14 protein-coding genes are annotated in these 13616 nt (G+C 62.3%); 8 read left to right on the forward strand and 6 right to left on the reverse strand.

The features are described 5' to 3' along the window. Positions 1–9 precede the first annotated feature (9 nt). The 3 genes from AC1DR7_RS07440 to dusA form a co-directional block, all read right to left on the reverse strand. Positions 10–693, reverse strand: a complete 684-nt coding sequence (locus AC1DR7_RS07440) for a response regulator transcription factor (RefSeq protein WP_038691087.1) — start codon at positions 691–693, stop codon at positions 10–12. Between the two features lie 72 nt (positions 694–765). Then, positions 766–1128: a hypothetical protein gene (locus AC1DR7_RS07445; RefSeq protein ID WP_256775201.1), complete on the reverse strand. Its 363-nt coding sequence runs from the start codon at positions 1126–1128 to the stop codon at positions 766–768. Positions 1129–1340: 212 nt separating this feature from the next. After that, on the reverse strand, positions 1341–2336 hold the full coding sequence (gene dusA, locus AC1DR7_RS07450; protein WP_457318547.1) for a tRNA dihydrouridine(20/20a) synthase DusA: 996 nt from the start codon (positions 2334–2336) through the stop codon (positions 1341–1343). Between the two features lie 125 nt (positions 2337–2461). Here dusA and AC1DR7_RS07455 point away from each other — a divergent pair, with 125 nt between their 5' ends. Next, complete coding sequence (locus tag AC1DR7_RS07455; RefSeq protein WP_478051867.1) at positions 2462–3550, forward strand: tyrosine-type recombinase/integrase; 1089 nt, start codon at positions 2462–2464, stop codon at positions 3548–3550. Then, positions 3547–4125, forward strand: a complete 579-nt coding sequence (locus AC1DR7_RS07460; RefSeq protein ID WP_478051868.1) for a hypothetical protein — start codon at positions 3547–3549, stop codon at positions 4123–4125. Before AC1DR7_RS07455 ends, AC1DR7_RS07460 begins: the two co-directional genes overlap by 4 nt. 19 nt (positions 4126–4144) lie before the next feature. Here AC1DR7_RS07460 and AC1DR7_RS07465 read toward each other — a convergent pair whose 3' ends face one another. Beyond that, the gene (locus AC1DR7_RS07465) at positions 4145–4468 is read right to left on the reverse strand and encodes a hypothetical protein (protein WP_457322435.1); all 324 of its coding nucleotides are present in this window, start codon (positions 4466–4468) and stop codon (positions 4145–4147) included. Between the two features lie 900 nt (positions 4469–5368). On the opposite strand from AC1DR7_RS07465, the gene AC1DR7_RS07470 reads away from it, so the two are divergent. Next, entirely contained in the window at positions 5369–7729 is a 2361-nt protein-coding gene (locus tag AC1DR7_RS07470) for an autotransporter family protein (RefSeq protein ID WP_478076437.1), read from the forward strand. Positions 7730–7978: 249 nt separating this feature from the next. Continuing rightward, positions 7979–10363: an autotransporter family protein gene (locus AC1DR7_RS07475; RefSeq protein ID WP_478050943.1), complete on the forward strand. Its 2385-nt coding sequence runs from the start codon at positions 7979–7981 to the stop codon at positions 10361–10363. Between the two features lie 211 nt (positions 10364–10574). Here the strand turns inward: AC1DR7_RS07475 and AC1DR7_RS07480 are convergent, their stop codons facing one another. Together AC1DR7_RS07480 and AC1DR7_RS07485 are read right to left on the reverse strand one after the other, a co-directional pair. Then, positions 10575–10961 (reverse strand): DUF805 domain-containing protein, encoded by a 387-nt coding sequence (locus AC1DR7_RS07480; protein WP_478052802.1) that lies wholly within the window; start codon positions 10959–10961, stop codon positions 10575–10577. A 314-nt stretch (positions 10962–11275) separates the two neighbouring features. Then, positions 11276–12244 (reverse strand): phage portal protein, encoded by a 969-nt coding sequence (locus AC1DR7_RS07485; RefSeq protein ID WP_478050952.1) that lies wholly within the window; start codon positions 12242–12244, stop codon positions 11276–11278. A 225-nt stretch (positions 12245–12469) separates the two neighbouring features. Here AC1DR7_RS07485 and AC1DR7_RS07490 point away from each other — a divergent pair, with 225 nt between their 5' ends. The 4 genes from AC1DR7_RS07490 (at position 12470) to AC1DR7_RS07505 (ending at position 13429) form a co-directional block, all read left to right on the forward strand. Next, entirely contained in the window at positions 12470–12682 is a 213-nt protein-coding gene (locus AC1DR7_RS07490) for a hypothetical protein (protein WP_457321551.1), read from the forward strand. Continuing rightward, on the forward strand, positions 12675–12866 hold the full coding sequence (locus tag AC1DR7_RS07495) for a hypothetical protein (protein WP_457321553.1): 192 nt from the start codon (positions 12675–12677) through the stop codon (positions 12864–12866). The genes AC1DR7_RS07490 and AC1DR7_RS07495 overlap by 8 nt, the downstream gene beginning before the upstream one ends. Before the next feature lie 72 nt (positions 12867–12938). Continuing rightward, complete coding sequence (locus AC1DR7_RS07500; RefSeq protein ID WP_457321555.1) at positions 12939–13211, forward strand: hypothetical protein; 273 nt, start codon at positions 12939–12941, stop codon at positions 13209–13211. Then, the gene (locus tag AC1DR7_RS07505) at positions 13208–13429 is read left to right on the forward strand and encodes a hypothetical protein (protein WP_478050944.1); all 222 of its coding nucleotides are present in this window, start codon (positions 13208–13210) and stop codon (positions 13427–13429) included. The genes AC1DR7_RS07500 and AC1DR7_RS07505 overlap by 4 nt, the downstream gene beginning before the upstream one ends. Positions 13430–13616: the final 187 nt, after the last annotated feature.

The following is a 13616-nucleotide window of genomic DNA, read 5'->3' on the forward strand; positions in this document are numbered from 1 at the left end:
CTGCAGGGCTCAGCCCTCGTTGCGCGGAATCGCGAAACGGTAACCGCGGCCACGCACGGTTTCGATCGGCTTGAGTTCGCCATCGGCGTCGAGCTTCTTGCGCAGGCGACCGATGAACACTTCCAGCACGTTGGAATCGCGATCGAAATCCTGCTGATAGATGTGCTCGGTGAGGTCGGCCTTGGAGACCAGTTCACCGGCATGCATCATCAGGTATTCGAGCACCTTGTACTCATAGCTGGTGAGGTCCACGTTGCTGCCGCTGACGCTGACCGTCTGCGCGGCAAGATCCAGCGCGACCGGGCCGCATTCCAGCGTCGGCTTGCTCCAGCCAGCGGCGCGGCGCAGCAGCGCGTTGACGCGGGCCAGCAGTTCTTCGACATGGAACGGCTTGACCAGGTAGTCGTCGGCGCCCTGCTTGAGGCCCTCGACCTTGTCCTGCCAGCTCGAGCGTGCGGTGAGGATCAGCACCGGGAATTTCTTGCCCTCGTCGCGCAGCGCCTTGATCAGTTCCATGCCCGACATCTTCGGCAGGCCCAGATCGATGATGCCCACGTCGAACGGCACTTCGCGGCCCATGTACAGACCTTCCTCACCGTCCTGCGCGGCATCGACGGCAAAGCCTTCGCGCTTGAGCCGGGCTGCCAGTGTTTCCCGCAGCGGGGCTTCGTCTTCGACCAGAAGGATACGCATGAACTCTCCCTAGTGTCCTGGGTATGGCCTGAGGCCAGTGGAATACAGATGATTACGGACAACTATCCCTGTTCAGGGGTTATCGCCGCGTAGTGAAGACATATCCGATCGTGGTGCGCGGGGCTGTGAACGTGCCGGCGCGGGGTCGTCCATGTAGCGGACCCGACCGCGGTCGTCCATGTATTTGACCCGGTTGATGTCGCGACCGTCGTAGGGCACCCGCTCGGCACCCAGGATGTGGCCGCCGGTGGTGCGCTGGACGCGGCGGACCGCATCGGACAGCGACCGTTCCGGCGGTGCGCCCCGGGAGGCCCGGATCATCTCGGCGCGTGCCGGATCATGCTCCTGTGCCGATGCACTGCCGATGGCGGCAGCGGCGCCCGTCGCCAGCAGGGCGAGGACGGCAAGACGGCGGTGGCAGGTCACGGAGAACATCGGTCTGATCCTAGCGGAGCGCGGCTAAACGTTCAAAAGTTGTGAATCGGCAACCGCCAGCATCAGCCGGCGTTTTACAAATCCTTAGCGAATTCTTGGGTTTATGCAGTGAATCCGGTCTGAACTTTTCCGATTGGGCCCCCACTCCGTTCATCTAAGTGAACATTGGCGGCTAAAGTGGGCCCCTTGTCAAGCAGACAAGGTGACGCGGCTCACGCAGCGACGCGTTCGGCCTGGGCGCGGGTGATCGCCAGCGCCTGCTCGATCAGGTCCCAATCGGCGCCAGCGCGATGCGCGCCTTCGCTGAGCACCTGCCGGAACGCCCGGCCGCCCGGCTGGCCGTGGAACAGGCCGAGCAGGTGGCGGGTGATGTGCTTGAGGGCCAGGCCGCGGCCGAGCTGCTCCTCGATGTAGGGACGCATGGCGCGCAGCAGTGCCTCGCGCGGCTGCAGCGCCGCACCGGTCTGGGCCGCCTCGAGCTGATGCAGCACGTAGGGGTCGTGGTAGGCGGCACGGCCCAGCATGACCCCGTCCAGCGCGGGCAGCTGGGCCTGCGCGGCCTCGACCGTGGCCAGACCGCCGTTGAGCACGATCTGCAGCGCCGGGCGGTCGGCCTTGAGCCGGTGCGCCCAGTCGTAGCGCAGCGGCGGCACCTCGCGGTTCTCCTTCGGCGACAAGCCCTTCAACCACGCGTTGCGGGCGTGCACGATGAACATCGCGCTACCGGCGTTGGCAGATTGATCGACGAAGTTGACGAAGGTTTCGTAGTCGTTGTCCTCATCAACACCCAATCGGCACTTGACCGTGACCGGGATGTCGACCGCAGCGACCATGGCCGCCACGCACTGGGCCACCAGCACCGGCTCGCGCATCAGGCAGGCACCGAAGCGCCCGGCCTGGACCCGATCAGAGGGGCAACCGCAGTTGAGATTGACCTCGTCGTAGCCCCAGTCCTGGGCGATGCGCGCCGCCTGCGCGAGGAGGATCGGATCGCTGCCGCCCAGCTGCAGCGCCAGCGGATGCTCGCTGCCGTCGAACCCGAGCAGGCGCTCGCGATCGCCGTGGATCACCGCGTTGGCGTGGACCATCTCGGTGTACAGCCGTGCGCCCGGTGCCAGCAGCCGGTGGAAGTACCGGCAATGGCGGTCGGTCCAGTCCATCATGGGGGCCACGCACAGGCGGATCTGCTCGGAATTCAATGTTTTCATGCACTTAAGACGATATAGGGATACACAGTTACACCCGATTTTTCCCGGTTTTGCCCGGTAATTCCCAATCAGCTGTAGCATTTTTGTGCCAGCGATGGATTGGCACAACATGGAATGGCACAACGATGGCAACGCTGCAAAACCGCAACGGCCGCTGGCGCGCAATGGTGCGCCGCAAGGGCCACAAAGACCAATACCGCACCTTCCCAACCAAAACTGCCGCCAAGACCTGGGCGGAACGCATCGAGCGCGARCAGGCCGACTACGAGGCTCGCGGCGGTACACCCGGCGAGAACCTGACCATCGATCAGCTGATCGACTGGCGGACCGATGAACTGGCCTCGGTGAAGGCGCTTGGCGCTACCCAAGCAGGCAACCTCAGCCGCATCCGTGAGGGTTTAGGCACCATCGTGGCCCGAAACCTGACGGCCACCGATGTGATCGAGCATGCGCGCCGTCGCGTGCAAGGCAACCACATGAATGCGAAGGGGCACATTATCCCCCCTTGCGCGCCGGCGACCATGAACGTTGAGCTGGGGTTCCTGTCGGAGCTGCTCAAGCTGGCCGGGCCGATGAAAGGCGTGAAGTCGGCGACGGACCCTGTGGCAGAGGCAAGGCCCGTCCTGCGGCTGTTCAAGCTGGTGGGCAAGTCCAAGCAACGCGACCGGCGCCCCACTGCGGAAGAACTGCAGCGACTGCACGAGCACTACGCTGCCGCAGCCTGGCGCTCTGTGATCCCCATGAGCGACATCATCACCTTCGCCATCCTGACGGCGAAGCGCGAGAGCGAGATCACCCGACTCCAGTGGTCCGACCTCGACACAAAGAACCGCACGGCGATGCTCAGGGATGCCAAGCACCCGCGCAGCAAGATCGGTAATCACCGGACGTTCCCGCTGCTCGGCGATGCCTGGGCGCTGGTACAGCGCCAGCCGCGGATCGAGGGCGACGACCGCATCTTCCCCTTCAACTCAAAATCCGTAGGCACCTCATTCACCCGCGCCTGCAGCGACCTGGGGATTGTCGACCTGTGCTTCCACGACCTTCGCCACGAGGCCACATCTCGATTGTTTGAGCAGAGCTACGATATTCCCGAGGTGGCGGCGGTAACGCTTCACACTTCTTGGAACGAGTTGAAGCGGTACACGCAGCTTCGGCCAGAATCTTTACACAGAGAGCCGTCATCGACTCGAAACGAGGAAACTAAGCCATGAAGTATCTATATTTCGTGGTCACGGCTCTTTTGGTGATCGCACTATCGCTGCTGCTGGCCACGCACTATCCGGTCAGGTCCATTACTTACCTCGGCTTGATCCTGGTCATCGGGGGGGCACTCATCTCAATGCTCGCAGCATTCTCTGGCGCGCGGAATGCGCTCAAGGTGGCACACCTCACTCCCGCCGACTTTGCGCCGAAACCCCTGCCTGATTCCAGCTCATTCGGATCCATATACGGCATAGGGGGCCAACTCCCTAACAAGATCGATGAGCTAGATAGGCACGTAAAAGCTGTGCACGAAGAGCTTCTAGATTTCAAACAACAGGTTGAGCGATCCCACGCCTTCACCGACGCACGGATATCAACCTTGCTCGGTGTGATCAGACACCATCAAGAGGTCGTTCTTCCCGCGTCATTGGCGTCCAGCTCTGACCTAGTGATTGCATCTTCTGGTTTCGCAATCATCGGCTCGATCTTGCTGGCAGATCCAACGTTCTGCCATGAGGTGCTATCGGGGGTCGCGGGCTCCCTGCAGTTCTTCATCGAGCGGCTGATGCAGGCCGTCGCCTAACTCCCTGCAGGGCGCTGCCTCAAGGAAATGGATGCGGCAACGTTTCCTTTAGCAAACGGTTGCCCTGCACGGCCTCACGCCACTGGACAATCTTGTCCACGTCCGCACGTAGTCGTACCTGGTGCCGGCACACCCAGGTCTCGGCACCGCTGCGGCCCTGATCGTAGTCGGTACACACCCGCAGCCCGTCTGCAGGGAACTTGTAGCGCCCCAAGGTCGCTCGCCATACCCCATCGATGCTGTGATGCATCTGGACGACAGCGACGCCACGATGCTCGAGCAAAGTGTCCGGGCCGAGGGCGCCATGCGGGGTCTTCCATTCGAAGTCGTCGGGCAGCGTCATAGGCGGAGAGGATACGGCTGGCCATCGCAACGACTGCGACAAAGCTGGGGATCGTCCTGACGGCGTTGAAGGGCGGCGCCGGGGAGAGCGAGAGAGCGAGAGAGCGACCACAGTGGACGCCGGCGCGTCCCCGCCCGTTTAAGGAAAAAAACCGATGACCACGGGGAATGAGCAATTTTTGCAACCACCCCGCACCAAGTCCAATAAATTACTTTAAATACAATAACTTATGTACCTATATCAATGGCAATAATAAGGCAACATCCAAGCAACCTGATTGCTTTTCGGGAAGGCAATCCGGGCCTGAAATAATTTCCTTATGAATCAATGACATTGCAAGTTCCCCGTTCGGAAATTGCTCAAAATTGCCCCCAAAAGCAATCACCACATATCCTTTACAATCAATCACTTGCCGCGTGCATCCGGTGTATCGATTGCTTGATTGCCATTTTCCCGTGGCCATCTGTTTTTTTGGGGCGCCGGCTCAGGCATGGGAAGGTCCGAAAACGCCCCCTCTCGCGCAGGGAACCGCAGGGCCGGTCGGTCCCTGAAGGCTGGCAAAGACCCATACAGGGCGGGGGCTGGGCCGTGCTGCAGGAAGTGCGGAAAAAGCACCCCAAGAAGTGCGCAGGCGTGGAGGGGAGACGAGTGCGCGCGCTAGGTCAACAGCTGCCTGCGCAGCGCCAAACCTCCACCTGTTCAGATTCGCCTGATCAATTGCAATTTGTTGCATGGATCACACTTTCTCGACCGCGCACACTGCGCTCCGCTCCGCTCTGCCCCCCCGATGAGGCGACGTGGCCGTGGTACTGCGCTACCTAGAAGCGCGGCCGATCACATTTATTTCACCGTACGGGGTTACTCATTGATCCGCACGGTGCGCCCCCCCTGGAGATCATTATGAATTTCGCAGTAGGCACCACCCTCTCGGTTGCCATCACAGCCACCCTTGCCCTCACCGCCACGTCACAGGCGGCCACACTGACACCGGGCCAATCCGGGACGGTTCAGCCCGGCGATACGGCGGAGGGTTGGGCATTGACCGGGGCGAACCTACAGGTCCTTCCGGGCGGCCAGACGCTGAGCATCAACGCCACTGACAGCTCAATCCTTAACTTGTCAGGTGGCCAGGTCACGGGCAATACCAGCACAGGTGCCATCCGCCTTTCTAACTCTCAGGCTGACATCCAGGACTCTGTAATCAGCAATGCCACTGGCCGGGCATTGTCGCTGGCATCCACCTTCACCGGCGGGCTGCCCTCGTCCGAAGCGACGGTACGCAGGAGCACGCTCACCGGCCTTGGCTTGGGGGCAAGCGTCTCAACCACCGAGGCGGGCCAGAGAGCATTACTCACGCTGGATGCCACACGGGTGGAAGGGCTTGCCAATGGCTCAATGACTCTGACTGGTGGCAATGGGCTGCTGGTGATCGGTACGGCGGATGTTCTCATCGGTAACGGCAGCGCCGTGATCGGTGCGCGAGATGGCATGTATGCGGTCGACACCAATGTAGGCGGGTCATCCAATGTCGTGATCGATGCATCACGCGTCGAAGGCGGTACCGGATCGGGGATCTACGTCGCGCCCTCGCGCGCCACAACCTCCCCGCCGACCGCCGCGGTCTTTACCGTAAGGAACAACGGCGAACTCGCTGGCGGTAACGGGAACCTGCTGTTTGTCGAAGCCCCAGATGCCATCATCGGTTTCAACATCGACGACTCGCGCCTCACCGGCAATATTCTCAACACCGTTGGCAGCACCCTCGATGTGGCGCTCAGCAATGGCGCCGGCTTGACCGGTGCTACCCGTGACATCACCTCGATGCGCGTGGACAACGCACGCTGGCAGCTCAGTGACAACAGCTCCACGGGCACGTTGGCGCTGGGCGCTGGCGGCGAAGTCGCTCTCGGCGACGGCAGCGCCTTCCACACCCTCAACGTCACCGGCAACTACACCGGCAACGGCGGCACGCTGCTGTTCAACACCGTGCTGGCCGGCGACGATGCCGCCTCGGATAAGCTGGTCATCGGCGGCGACACCAGCGGCCAGACCAACGTGCGGGTCAACAACGTGGGCGGGGCCGGTGCGCAGACGATCAATGGCATTGAACTCGTTACCGTGGCCAGCGCCTCTAACGGCCAGTTTGACTTGGTGGGCCGCGCGGTCGGCGGGCAGTACGACTATTTCTTGTTCAAGAATGCGGGCAACTGGTATCTGCGCTCCCAGCTGCCGACTGCACCGGACCCCTGCGATGCCGACCCGACACTGCCCGGTTGCGGCGGTGGCGTTGATCCGGTCGATCCGGTCGATCCCGTGAATCCGGTCGAGCCGCCGGTACCTGTGCTGCGCCCGGAAGGTGGCGCCTACCTGGCCAATCTGCAGGCAACGCAGACGTTGTTCCGCCTGGGCTATCACGACCGTCACGCCGGCCAGAACAGCGGCCGCGCCTGGGCACGGGTAGATGGGTCACGCACCGGTTTCGATGCGGTCGGCCGCCAGCTTGATGTGCACGGCAATAGCCAGTCCCTGAGCGTTGGCGCGGATGTGTGGCGCAATGACGCCGGCAGCGGCGCGGGCGTGATGCTGTCCAGCGGCAATGCCACCAGCACCTCCACCAACCCGCTGAGCGGCTACTACGCCCGTGGCAAGGTCAAGGGCGAAGCACTGGGCGTCTACGGCACCTGGCGTGCAGGCAACGGAGTGGACCCGTATGCCGGCTTCTACCTGGACGGTTCGGTCCAGCGCGCCCAGTTCCGTAATCGCGTTGAAGGCTTGGCACTTGCTACCGAGCGGTACGACAGTCGCGGCTGGCAAGGCGCCATCGAAACCGGCTACGCCTTCCGCGTGGGCGGTGCAGAAAGCGGCGGGATTTTCCTGGAACCGCAGTTGCAGGTCGGCTACAACCGCTGGGACGATCTGCGCCACACCGAGGCCAACGGCACGGTGGTGACCACGCAGGACGCCGATGGTTTGTATGGCCGCGTCGGCCTGCGTCTGTCCGGGGTGACCCGATGGGGCGACGGCGGGACCGCTGTGCAGCCCTACATCGCGGCCAACTGGCTGCACACCCGCGCCGAGTCGCAGGTGTGGATGGACGACGAGCGCGTTGATGCGCGTATCCCCCGTAGCCGTGCGGAAGTCAGCGCGGGTGCCTCGCTGAAGTTTGCCAATGGGTTTGGCGCCTGGGCGGGGTTGGCCCGGCAGCAGGCCAGTGGTTACCACCAGACGAGTGCGCTGTTGGGCATGAGCTACGGCTGGTAAGAATCTGCAACTGCTGATGCAATGCGGCGCCGCCCATAGACGGCGCCGTTGTTTTCGCCTGGTCGGAGATCGCTTTCAGTGGTATCAATCGATTGATCTCAACCGAGCACCCCGGGGCGATTGCAACTAGTTGTATGGATCATATTTTCCGTCAGGTGCAACATCTCGGCGCGCCGAGATGTTGCGACCATTTCCAGAAGACAGCTTCGGCTTTGGCCTTCGGCATCATTCCCCTGATGGAACTTCATGATGAACAGACTTTCCACGCGACAACCTGCAAAGTTCAATACGCTGTGGGCATGTGTACTTCTTAGCCTGGCTGGTCCTGGCGTGGCAGCCACGCTCGGCCCCGGACAGCGAGCCGAAGTCAACGCAGGGGACACCCCTGAGAGCTGGCTGCTGAGCGGCGCAGAGCTTGTCGTCGGCGCAGGCGCCAGTACGTTGGCCGTCAACGCAGATGCAAACTCCAGCGTCACGTTCAGCCAATCCACCGCCTTTATCCCAGCGTCGGGTTCACCCATGGGAATCCGGGTGGTTGGAGGATCGAATCTCCAGATGGCGGACGCAATGGTCCGTAGCGACTCTGGGCGTGCGCTTAGCCTCAATTATTCGGCTGGCTCTGGCGCCAACGGCGGCGGAGTAGCACGTATCCTGCGTAGCAGTCTATTTGGCACGGGTATAGGCGCCGTAGTTTCCGGTGGCACCACGCTCGAGCTGGACGCCAGCAGCGTTGATGGCAGTGCCATATCAGCCAGCGATCCGTTTGACGCTGGCACAGGTCTTTGGATTTCGGGCGGCGCAAGTGTGCTTGCACGCAATGGCAGCGTAATTATCGGCGATACATACGGCATTGCCGGCCAATTCGATGTCCGCTTCACTCCTGAAGACCCCGCTGAAGTTGTCATTGATGGATCTACTGTCGAAGGCCGAACTGGCGCAGCCATCTATATCGATGCAGATGGAAGCCTTGATCCATTCCTCGCAGCATTTACTATTCGCAATGGCGCCCATCTCCGTGGTGGCGACGGCAACATAGTGCTGATCAACGGCGATGAGGCCGTGGTGAGACTGACTGTCGATAGCAGTCAGCTGGAAGGCAACATCGACAATGCGGGAGCCAGTCTTATCGACGTCTCTCTCGTCAACGGAGCAGCGTTGACGGGTGCGACGCGCGATGTCACCTCCATGGCGTTGGAGAACGCACGCTGGCAATTGAGCGACAATAGTTCCACCGGCACGCTCTCGCTGGGGGCCGGTGCCGAGATAGCACTCGGCGACGGCAGCGCGTTCCATACCTTGAACGTCAGCGGCAACTACAGCGGCAACGGCGGCACGCTTCTGTTCAATACAGTCTTGGCTGGCGACGACGCTGTCTCGGACAAACTCGTTATCGGCGGCGACACCAGCGGCCAGACTAACGTGCGCGTCAATAACGTGGGCGGCGCCGGCGCACAGACGGTCAATGGCATCGAACTGATCACGGTGGCCGGCGCCTCCAATGGCCAGTTTGACCTGGCCGGCCGCGCGGTGGGTGGTCAGTACGACTACTTCCTCTTCAAGGATGCGGGTAACTGGTACTTGCGATCTCAACTGCCGACTGCCCCGGACCCCTGCGATGCCGACCCGACACTGCCCGGTTGCGGCGGTGGCGTTGATCCGGTCGATCCGGTCGATCCGGTCGATCCCGTGGATCCGGTCGAGCCGCCGGTACCTGTGCTGCGCCCGGAAGGTGGCGCCTACCTGGCCAATCTGCAGGCAACGCAGACGTTGTTCCGCCTGGGCTATCACGACCGTCACGCCGGCCAGAACAGCGGCCGCGCCTGGGCACGGGTCGATGGGTCACGCACCGGTTTCGATGCGGTCAGCCGCCAGCTTGATGTGCACGGCAATAGCCAGTCCCTGAGCGTTGGCGCGGATGTGTGGCGCAATGACGCCGGCAGCGGCGCGGGCGTGATGCTGTCCAGCGGCAATGCCACCAGCACCTCCACCAACCCGCTGAGCGGTTACTACGCCCGTGGCAAGGTCAAGGGCGAAGCACTGGGCGTTTACGGAACGTGGCGTGCAGGCAACGGAGTGGACCCGTATGCCGGCTTCTACCTGGACGGTTCGTTGCAGCGCGCCCAGTTCCGCAATCGCGTTGAAGGCGTGGCACTTGCTACCGAGCGGTACGACAGTCGCGGCTGGCAAGGCGCCATCGAAACCGGCTACGCCTTCCGCGTGGGTGGCTCGCAGAACGGTGGGATCTTCCTGGAGCCGCAGCTGCAGGTGGGCTACAACCGGTGGGATGACCTGCGCCACACTGAGGCCAATGGCACGGTGGTGACCACGCAGGATGCCGATGGTCTGTACGGCCGAGTGGGCCTGCGCCTGTCCGGGGTGACCCGATGGGGCGGTGGTGGCACGGATGTACAGCCCTATATCGCGGCCAACTGGCTGCGCACCCGCGCCGAGTCGCAGGTGTGGATGGACGACGAGCGCGTGGACGCGCGTATTCCCCGAAGCCGTGCGGAAGTCAGCGCGGGTGCCTCGCTGAAGTTTGCCAACGGGTTCGGGGCCTGGGCCGGGTTGGCCAGGCAACAGGCCAGCGGCTATCACCAGACCAGTGCGCAGTTGGGCATGAGCTACAGCTGGTAATGCATAAAGAAAGAGCCACCCTTGAGGTGGCTCTTTGCGTTAACACTGACTAGCTATCACACGACAAGAAACAGCACTTCGTCGCTTCAGTCATACCGCCTTCAACCTGACAAGTCCCTACAGTGAGGCCGCCCTTAGAGCCGCTAATTTCCGAGAATCCTTCCATATACAAGGCAGCCAAACGAAGTCAGGGACTAACAGGGCGCAGCATTCAAATCACGCCAGGCTCTGGCCCAAACCGATTTCCCCCAACCGTACCGGGGATACACATCCAAAACAGTATTACCAGTCCACCAAACGGAACGAAGTGGAGCAACAAGAGCCAAGCCCCTTGATCCAAATCATGAAGGCGACGAACATTCACTGCCAATAGGGGGATGGCGAATAGCAGGTATACCAATATCTTCAGTGCGATACAGGCCCAGACCACAGGCTCCGGCGCAAGCGCAGAACAAATTATGCTAAAGGCCTCAAGTGCCAATGCAATTAAGAGAAAAAATAGATGGAACAACCAATACTCTTTAAGCCCGGAGCGCCCCGAGAACTTCGCGTAATACTCAAACGGACGCAACATTGGGGAAATGATACTTTTGATCAACTACTCTAATCCTCATGGGTATATTCGACTTCTAAGACGCCATATGACACGCCCTGTCGTAGTCTTGGATGCATCGGGCGCATCGTCCATACAACAAGTTGCAAAGTCGATGCACCCTCTCGCGTAACAACACCAACTGATCAGCGCCAGGGCATTGCAACCAAGCATGCCAATCTTCTCGCTCCAGCCAACATGCTTGGCGGATCTCTCACAACTCCGTGCAGAGGAACCTGCTCCCGCGCCAGCAGCCTATCGCCGCTCTTCCTCTCTTCCTTGTCCGAATTGCGGACTGCCTTGACGCTAATTGGCCGCGTTCATCCCGCCGCTACCCCCAAATCGAACGGATCAAACCGGATCACGTCCTCGCCCAGCCACTCATTGATCGCGGTCATGCGCGTCTGCAGCGGGGCCAGCTCCATGGCCGCCCACACCGTCGCCGCGTCGCGGATAGAGCCAAAACCACCGCTGTTTTGCGGCACGATGCCCAGCAGTTGCGGCGGCACGCGCAGTGCCGCGAGCATGTCGTCGCGGGTAATGCTCTTGATGCCGGCGAATTCGTCCCTCGCGGCAACCTCGCTGACCGGGATCAGCTGCAGGCCATCCTTCTTCCCGTTCGGCGAATGCACGAACAGGTTGCGGAAGTTGCCGGGGCCGCGTGACTGGCGCAGTGCTTCGCGCAGATTCTGCACGTCCCCGTCCTCGGCCTGCGGATCGGTCAGGTAAAGGATGAACCCGGCGTGTGAGCCGTTGTTGTAATACTTGCGCCGGAACAGCGTGGCCGATTCGTTGAGCAACGCCGACTGTACCGCCGACATCCATTCCGGCAACCCGTAGATCTCCTGGTCAGGGTCAGCCTCGCGCAGCTGGAACACCTCGCCGTGGGTGAACTCGTGCTCGATGCCGCCAACACGGACCTGAAAGAACTCCACGGCCTCGACGCCACGGCGCATGTATTGAGCCAGCGGTACCGCCAAGGCGTGCGCGGCCCCGGACACTGCGCGCCGCCGCTCGACGTAGGCCATGCCGAAGGTGGTGTAGTCCATGGCCAGCTGCGCGAACGCTTCCCGACTGAGCAGCTTGTGGGGCCGGTAGGTTCGGACCAACATGTTGCGCTTGAACGTCAGACCGCTCTGCAGGTAGGGGTTGGCACGGGTGGTGCGGGACAAGCCGTGCAGGTCGACTGGCGGCTCGTAGTAGCGCCCGCTCTGCCAGCATTCCAGATAGTCGAGGATGCCCCGCGATTCCAGTACGGGCGTGGCGTCACCGAAGGTAAACGCCTCGATATTGGCCGGCGCTCGGCGCGCTTGAGGTCTTCCTTACCGCCGCAGCTGTCGTGCAGCTGGCTGAGCTTCTGCTGATCCTGCTGGGCCCCGCCGCCGGCGGCGCCCTGCTGCACCACCTCTGGATAACCCGGCCGGCGCGTCAGCGTCACAGCGGCCTGGCCGTTGGCCAGATCCCGCAACGGCTGCGCAGGCGCTCGCGAATGGCTGTGCGCCGGGGAGCGGCCCATGCTTGAACTGATGCTGCGCGACATGCGCCGACGTTGCCCGGATTGTGAGTCGACTGGATGCCTCGACTTCACCGACGTTCCACCATGCGTTCGCACCTACGTGAAGGATGACGCCGAGTACAACGACCACTTTGGCGCCAGCCGCGACTACGAGTGCAGGAACTGCGGTGCAGCCTTCACCCTGACCGATTGGGAGGAAGCCCGTGGCTGACCTTGATACCGCCCGCCGCTTCCTCGCGGGCGAATACGATTCCGCAGGATTGCCACACGTCGCTGCGTCGATCCTGGCCGGCGTCAGCCCGCTCGGCAAGGGTGTCTACATCGCGGCCATCGCCGCTGCACTCGCGGCCGACTGCCCTGCTTGTGCACATCCAAAGGAGGCCGCCCATGACTGAGCGCCCGATGATCGCAGTCTGGTTCTCCTGCGGCGCAGCGAGCGCCGTGGCGGCCAGGCTGAGGGAGGCAGCATGACACAGCAGCAGCAGACAGCACCTCGGGCGCTACCCCCGTGTCCGGCGGGGCATGCGGCGCGTTACATCTTGGACGGGCGGCGTTTGGAGGCGAGAGGTGGCCACTTCATCGAATGCCGATGCAGCAAGACGCTGAAATGCGCGACCTTCGATCTGGCGTGGGCACATTGGCACAAGATGCATGGCCTGCAGCCCAGGTTCGATGCATTGCCCGTCGTCGGCAGCAACGTGGTGCAGCTGGGCTTGCGTCTTGCCGGCGGTGACGCATGAGGCCGCACGGCTTCGGCACGTTCTGGCTGCTGTACGGACAGTTCGGCGCCACCATGACCCTCGAACAGCTGCGGGCGACCTACTTCCCGATGGCCAAACCCAAGACCATGGCCAACAAGCACACCGCCGGCCTGCTGCCGCCGCGCACAGGTGACGTGTACGACACGCGGGACGTGGCCAGCTGGTGGGATGGGCAGCGCAAAGCGACCGCCGCCTGACCCAATAAGAAAGGCCGCCCATGGGCGGCCCTTCTTCGATTGCAGCTGCGGTCAGCGCCATAATTGTGCCAGACGCCCCGAAACCCTTGACATATCTACCTGTCGATCCGGTCCATCATCGGGGCGACGGACAGGCGCAGGGAGGCGGCGTAACGGGCGGTGGCGGACGTCATCGGGCGGCGTATCG

Source organism: Stenotrophomonas sp. P5_A9 (assembly GCF_056400525.1).

Excerpts from the sequence above, each read along its gene's own strand:
- AC1DR7_RS07440 (WP_038691087.1), bottom strand. The coding sequence starts at position 693 with ATGCGTATCCTTCTGGTCGAAGACGAAGCCCCGCTGCGGGAAACACTG.
- AC1DR7_RS07445 (WP_256775201.1), bottom strand. The coding sequence starts at position 1,128 with ATGTTCTCCGTGACCTGCCACCGCCGTCTTGCCGTCCTCGCCCTGCTG.
- dusA (WP_457318547.1), bottom strand. The coding sequence starts at position 2,336 with ATGAAAACATTGAATTCCGAGCAGATCCGCCTGTGCGTGGCCCCCATG.
- AC1DR7_RS07460 (WP_478051868.1), top strand. The coding sequence starts at position 3,547 with ATGAAGTATCTATATTTCGTGGTCACGGCTCTTTTGGTGATCGCACTA.
- AC1DR7_RS07465 (WP_457322435.1), bottom strand. The coding sequence starts at position 4,468 with ATGACGCTGCCCGACGACTTCGAATGGAAGACCCCGCATGGCGCCCTC.
- AC1DR7_RS07470 (WP_478076437.1), top strand. The coding sequence starts at position 5,369 with ATGAATTTCGCAGTAGGCACCACCCTCTCGGTTGCCATCACAGCCACC.
- AC1DR7_RS07475 (WP_478050943.1), top strand. The coding sequence starts at position 7,979 with ATGAACAGACTTTCCACGCGACAACCTGCAAAGTTCAATACGCTGTGG.
- AC1DR7_RS07490 (WP_457321551.1), top strand. The coding sequence starts at position 12,470 with ATGCTTGAACTGATGCTGCGCGACATGCGCCGACGTTGCCCGGATTGT.
- AC1DR7_RS07500 (WP_457321555.1), top strand. The coding sequence starts at position 12,939 with ATGACACAGCAGCAGCAGACAGCACCTCGGGCGCTACCCCCGTGTCCG.
- AC1DR7_RS07505 (WP_478050944.1), top strand. The coding sequence starts at position 13,208 with ATGAGGCCGCACGGCTTCGGCACGTTCTGGCTGCTGTACGGACAGTTC.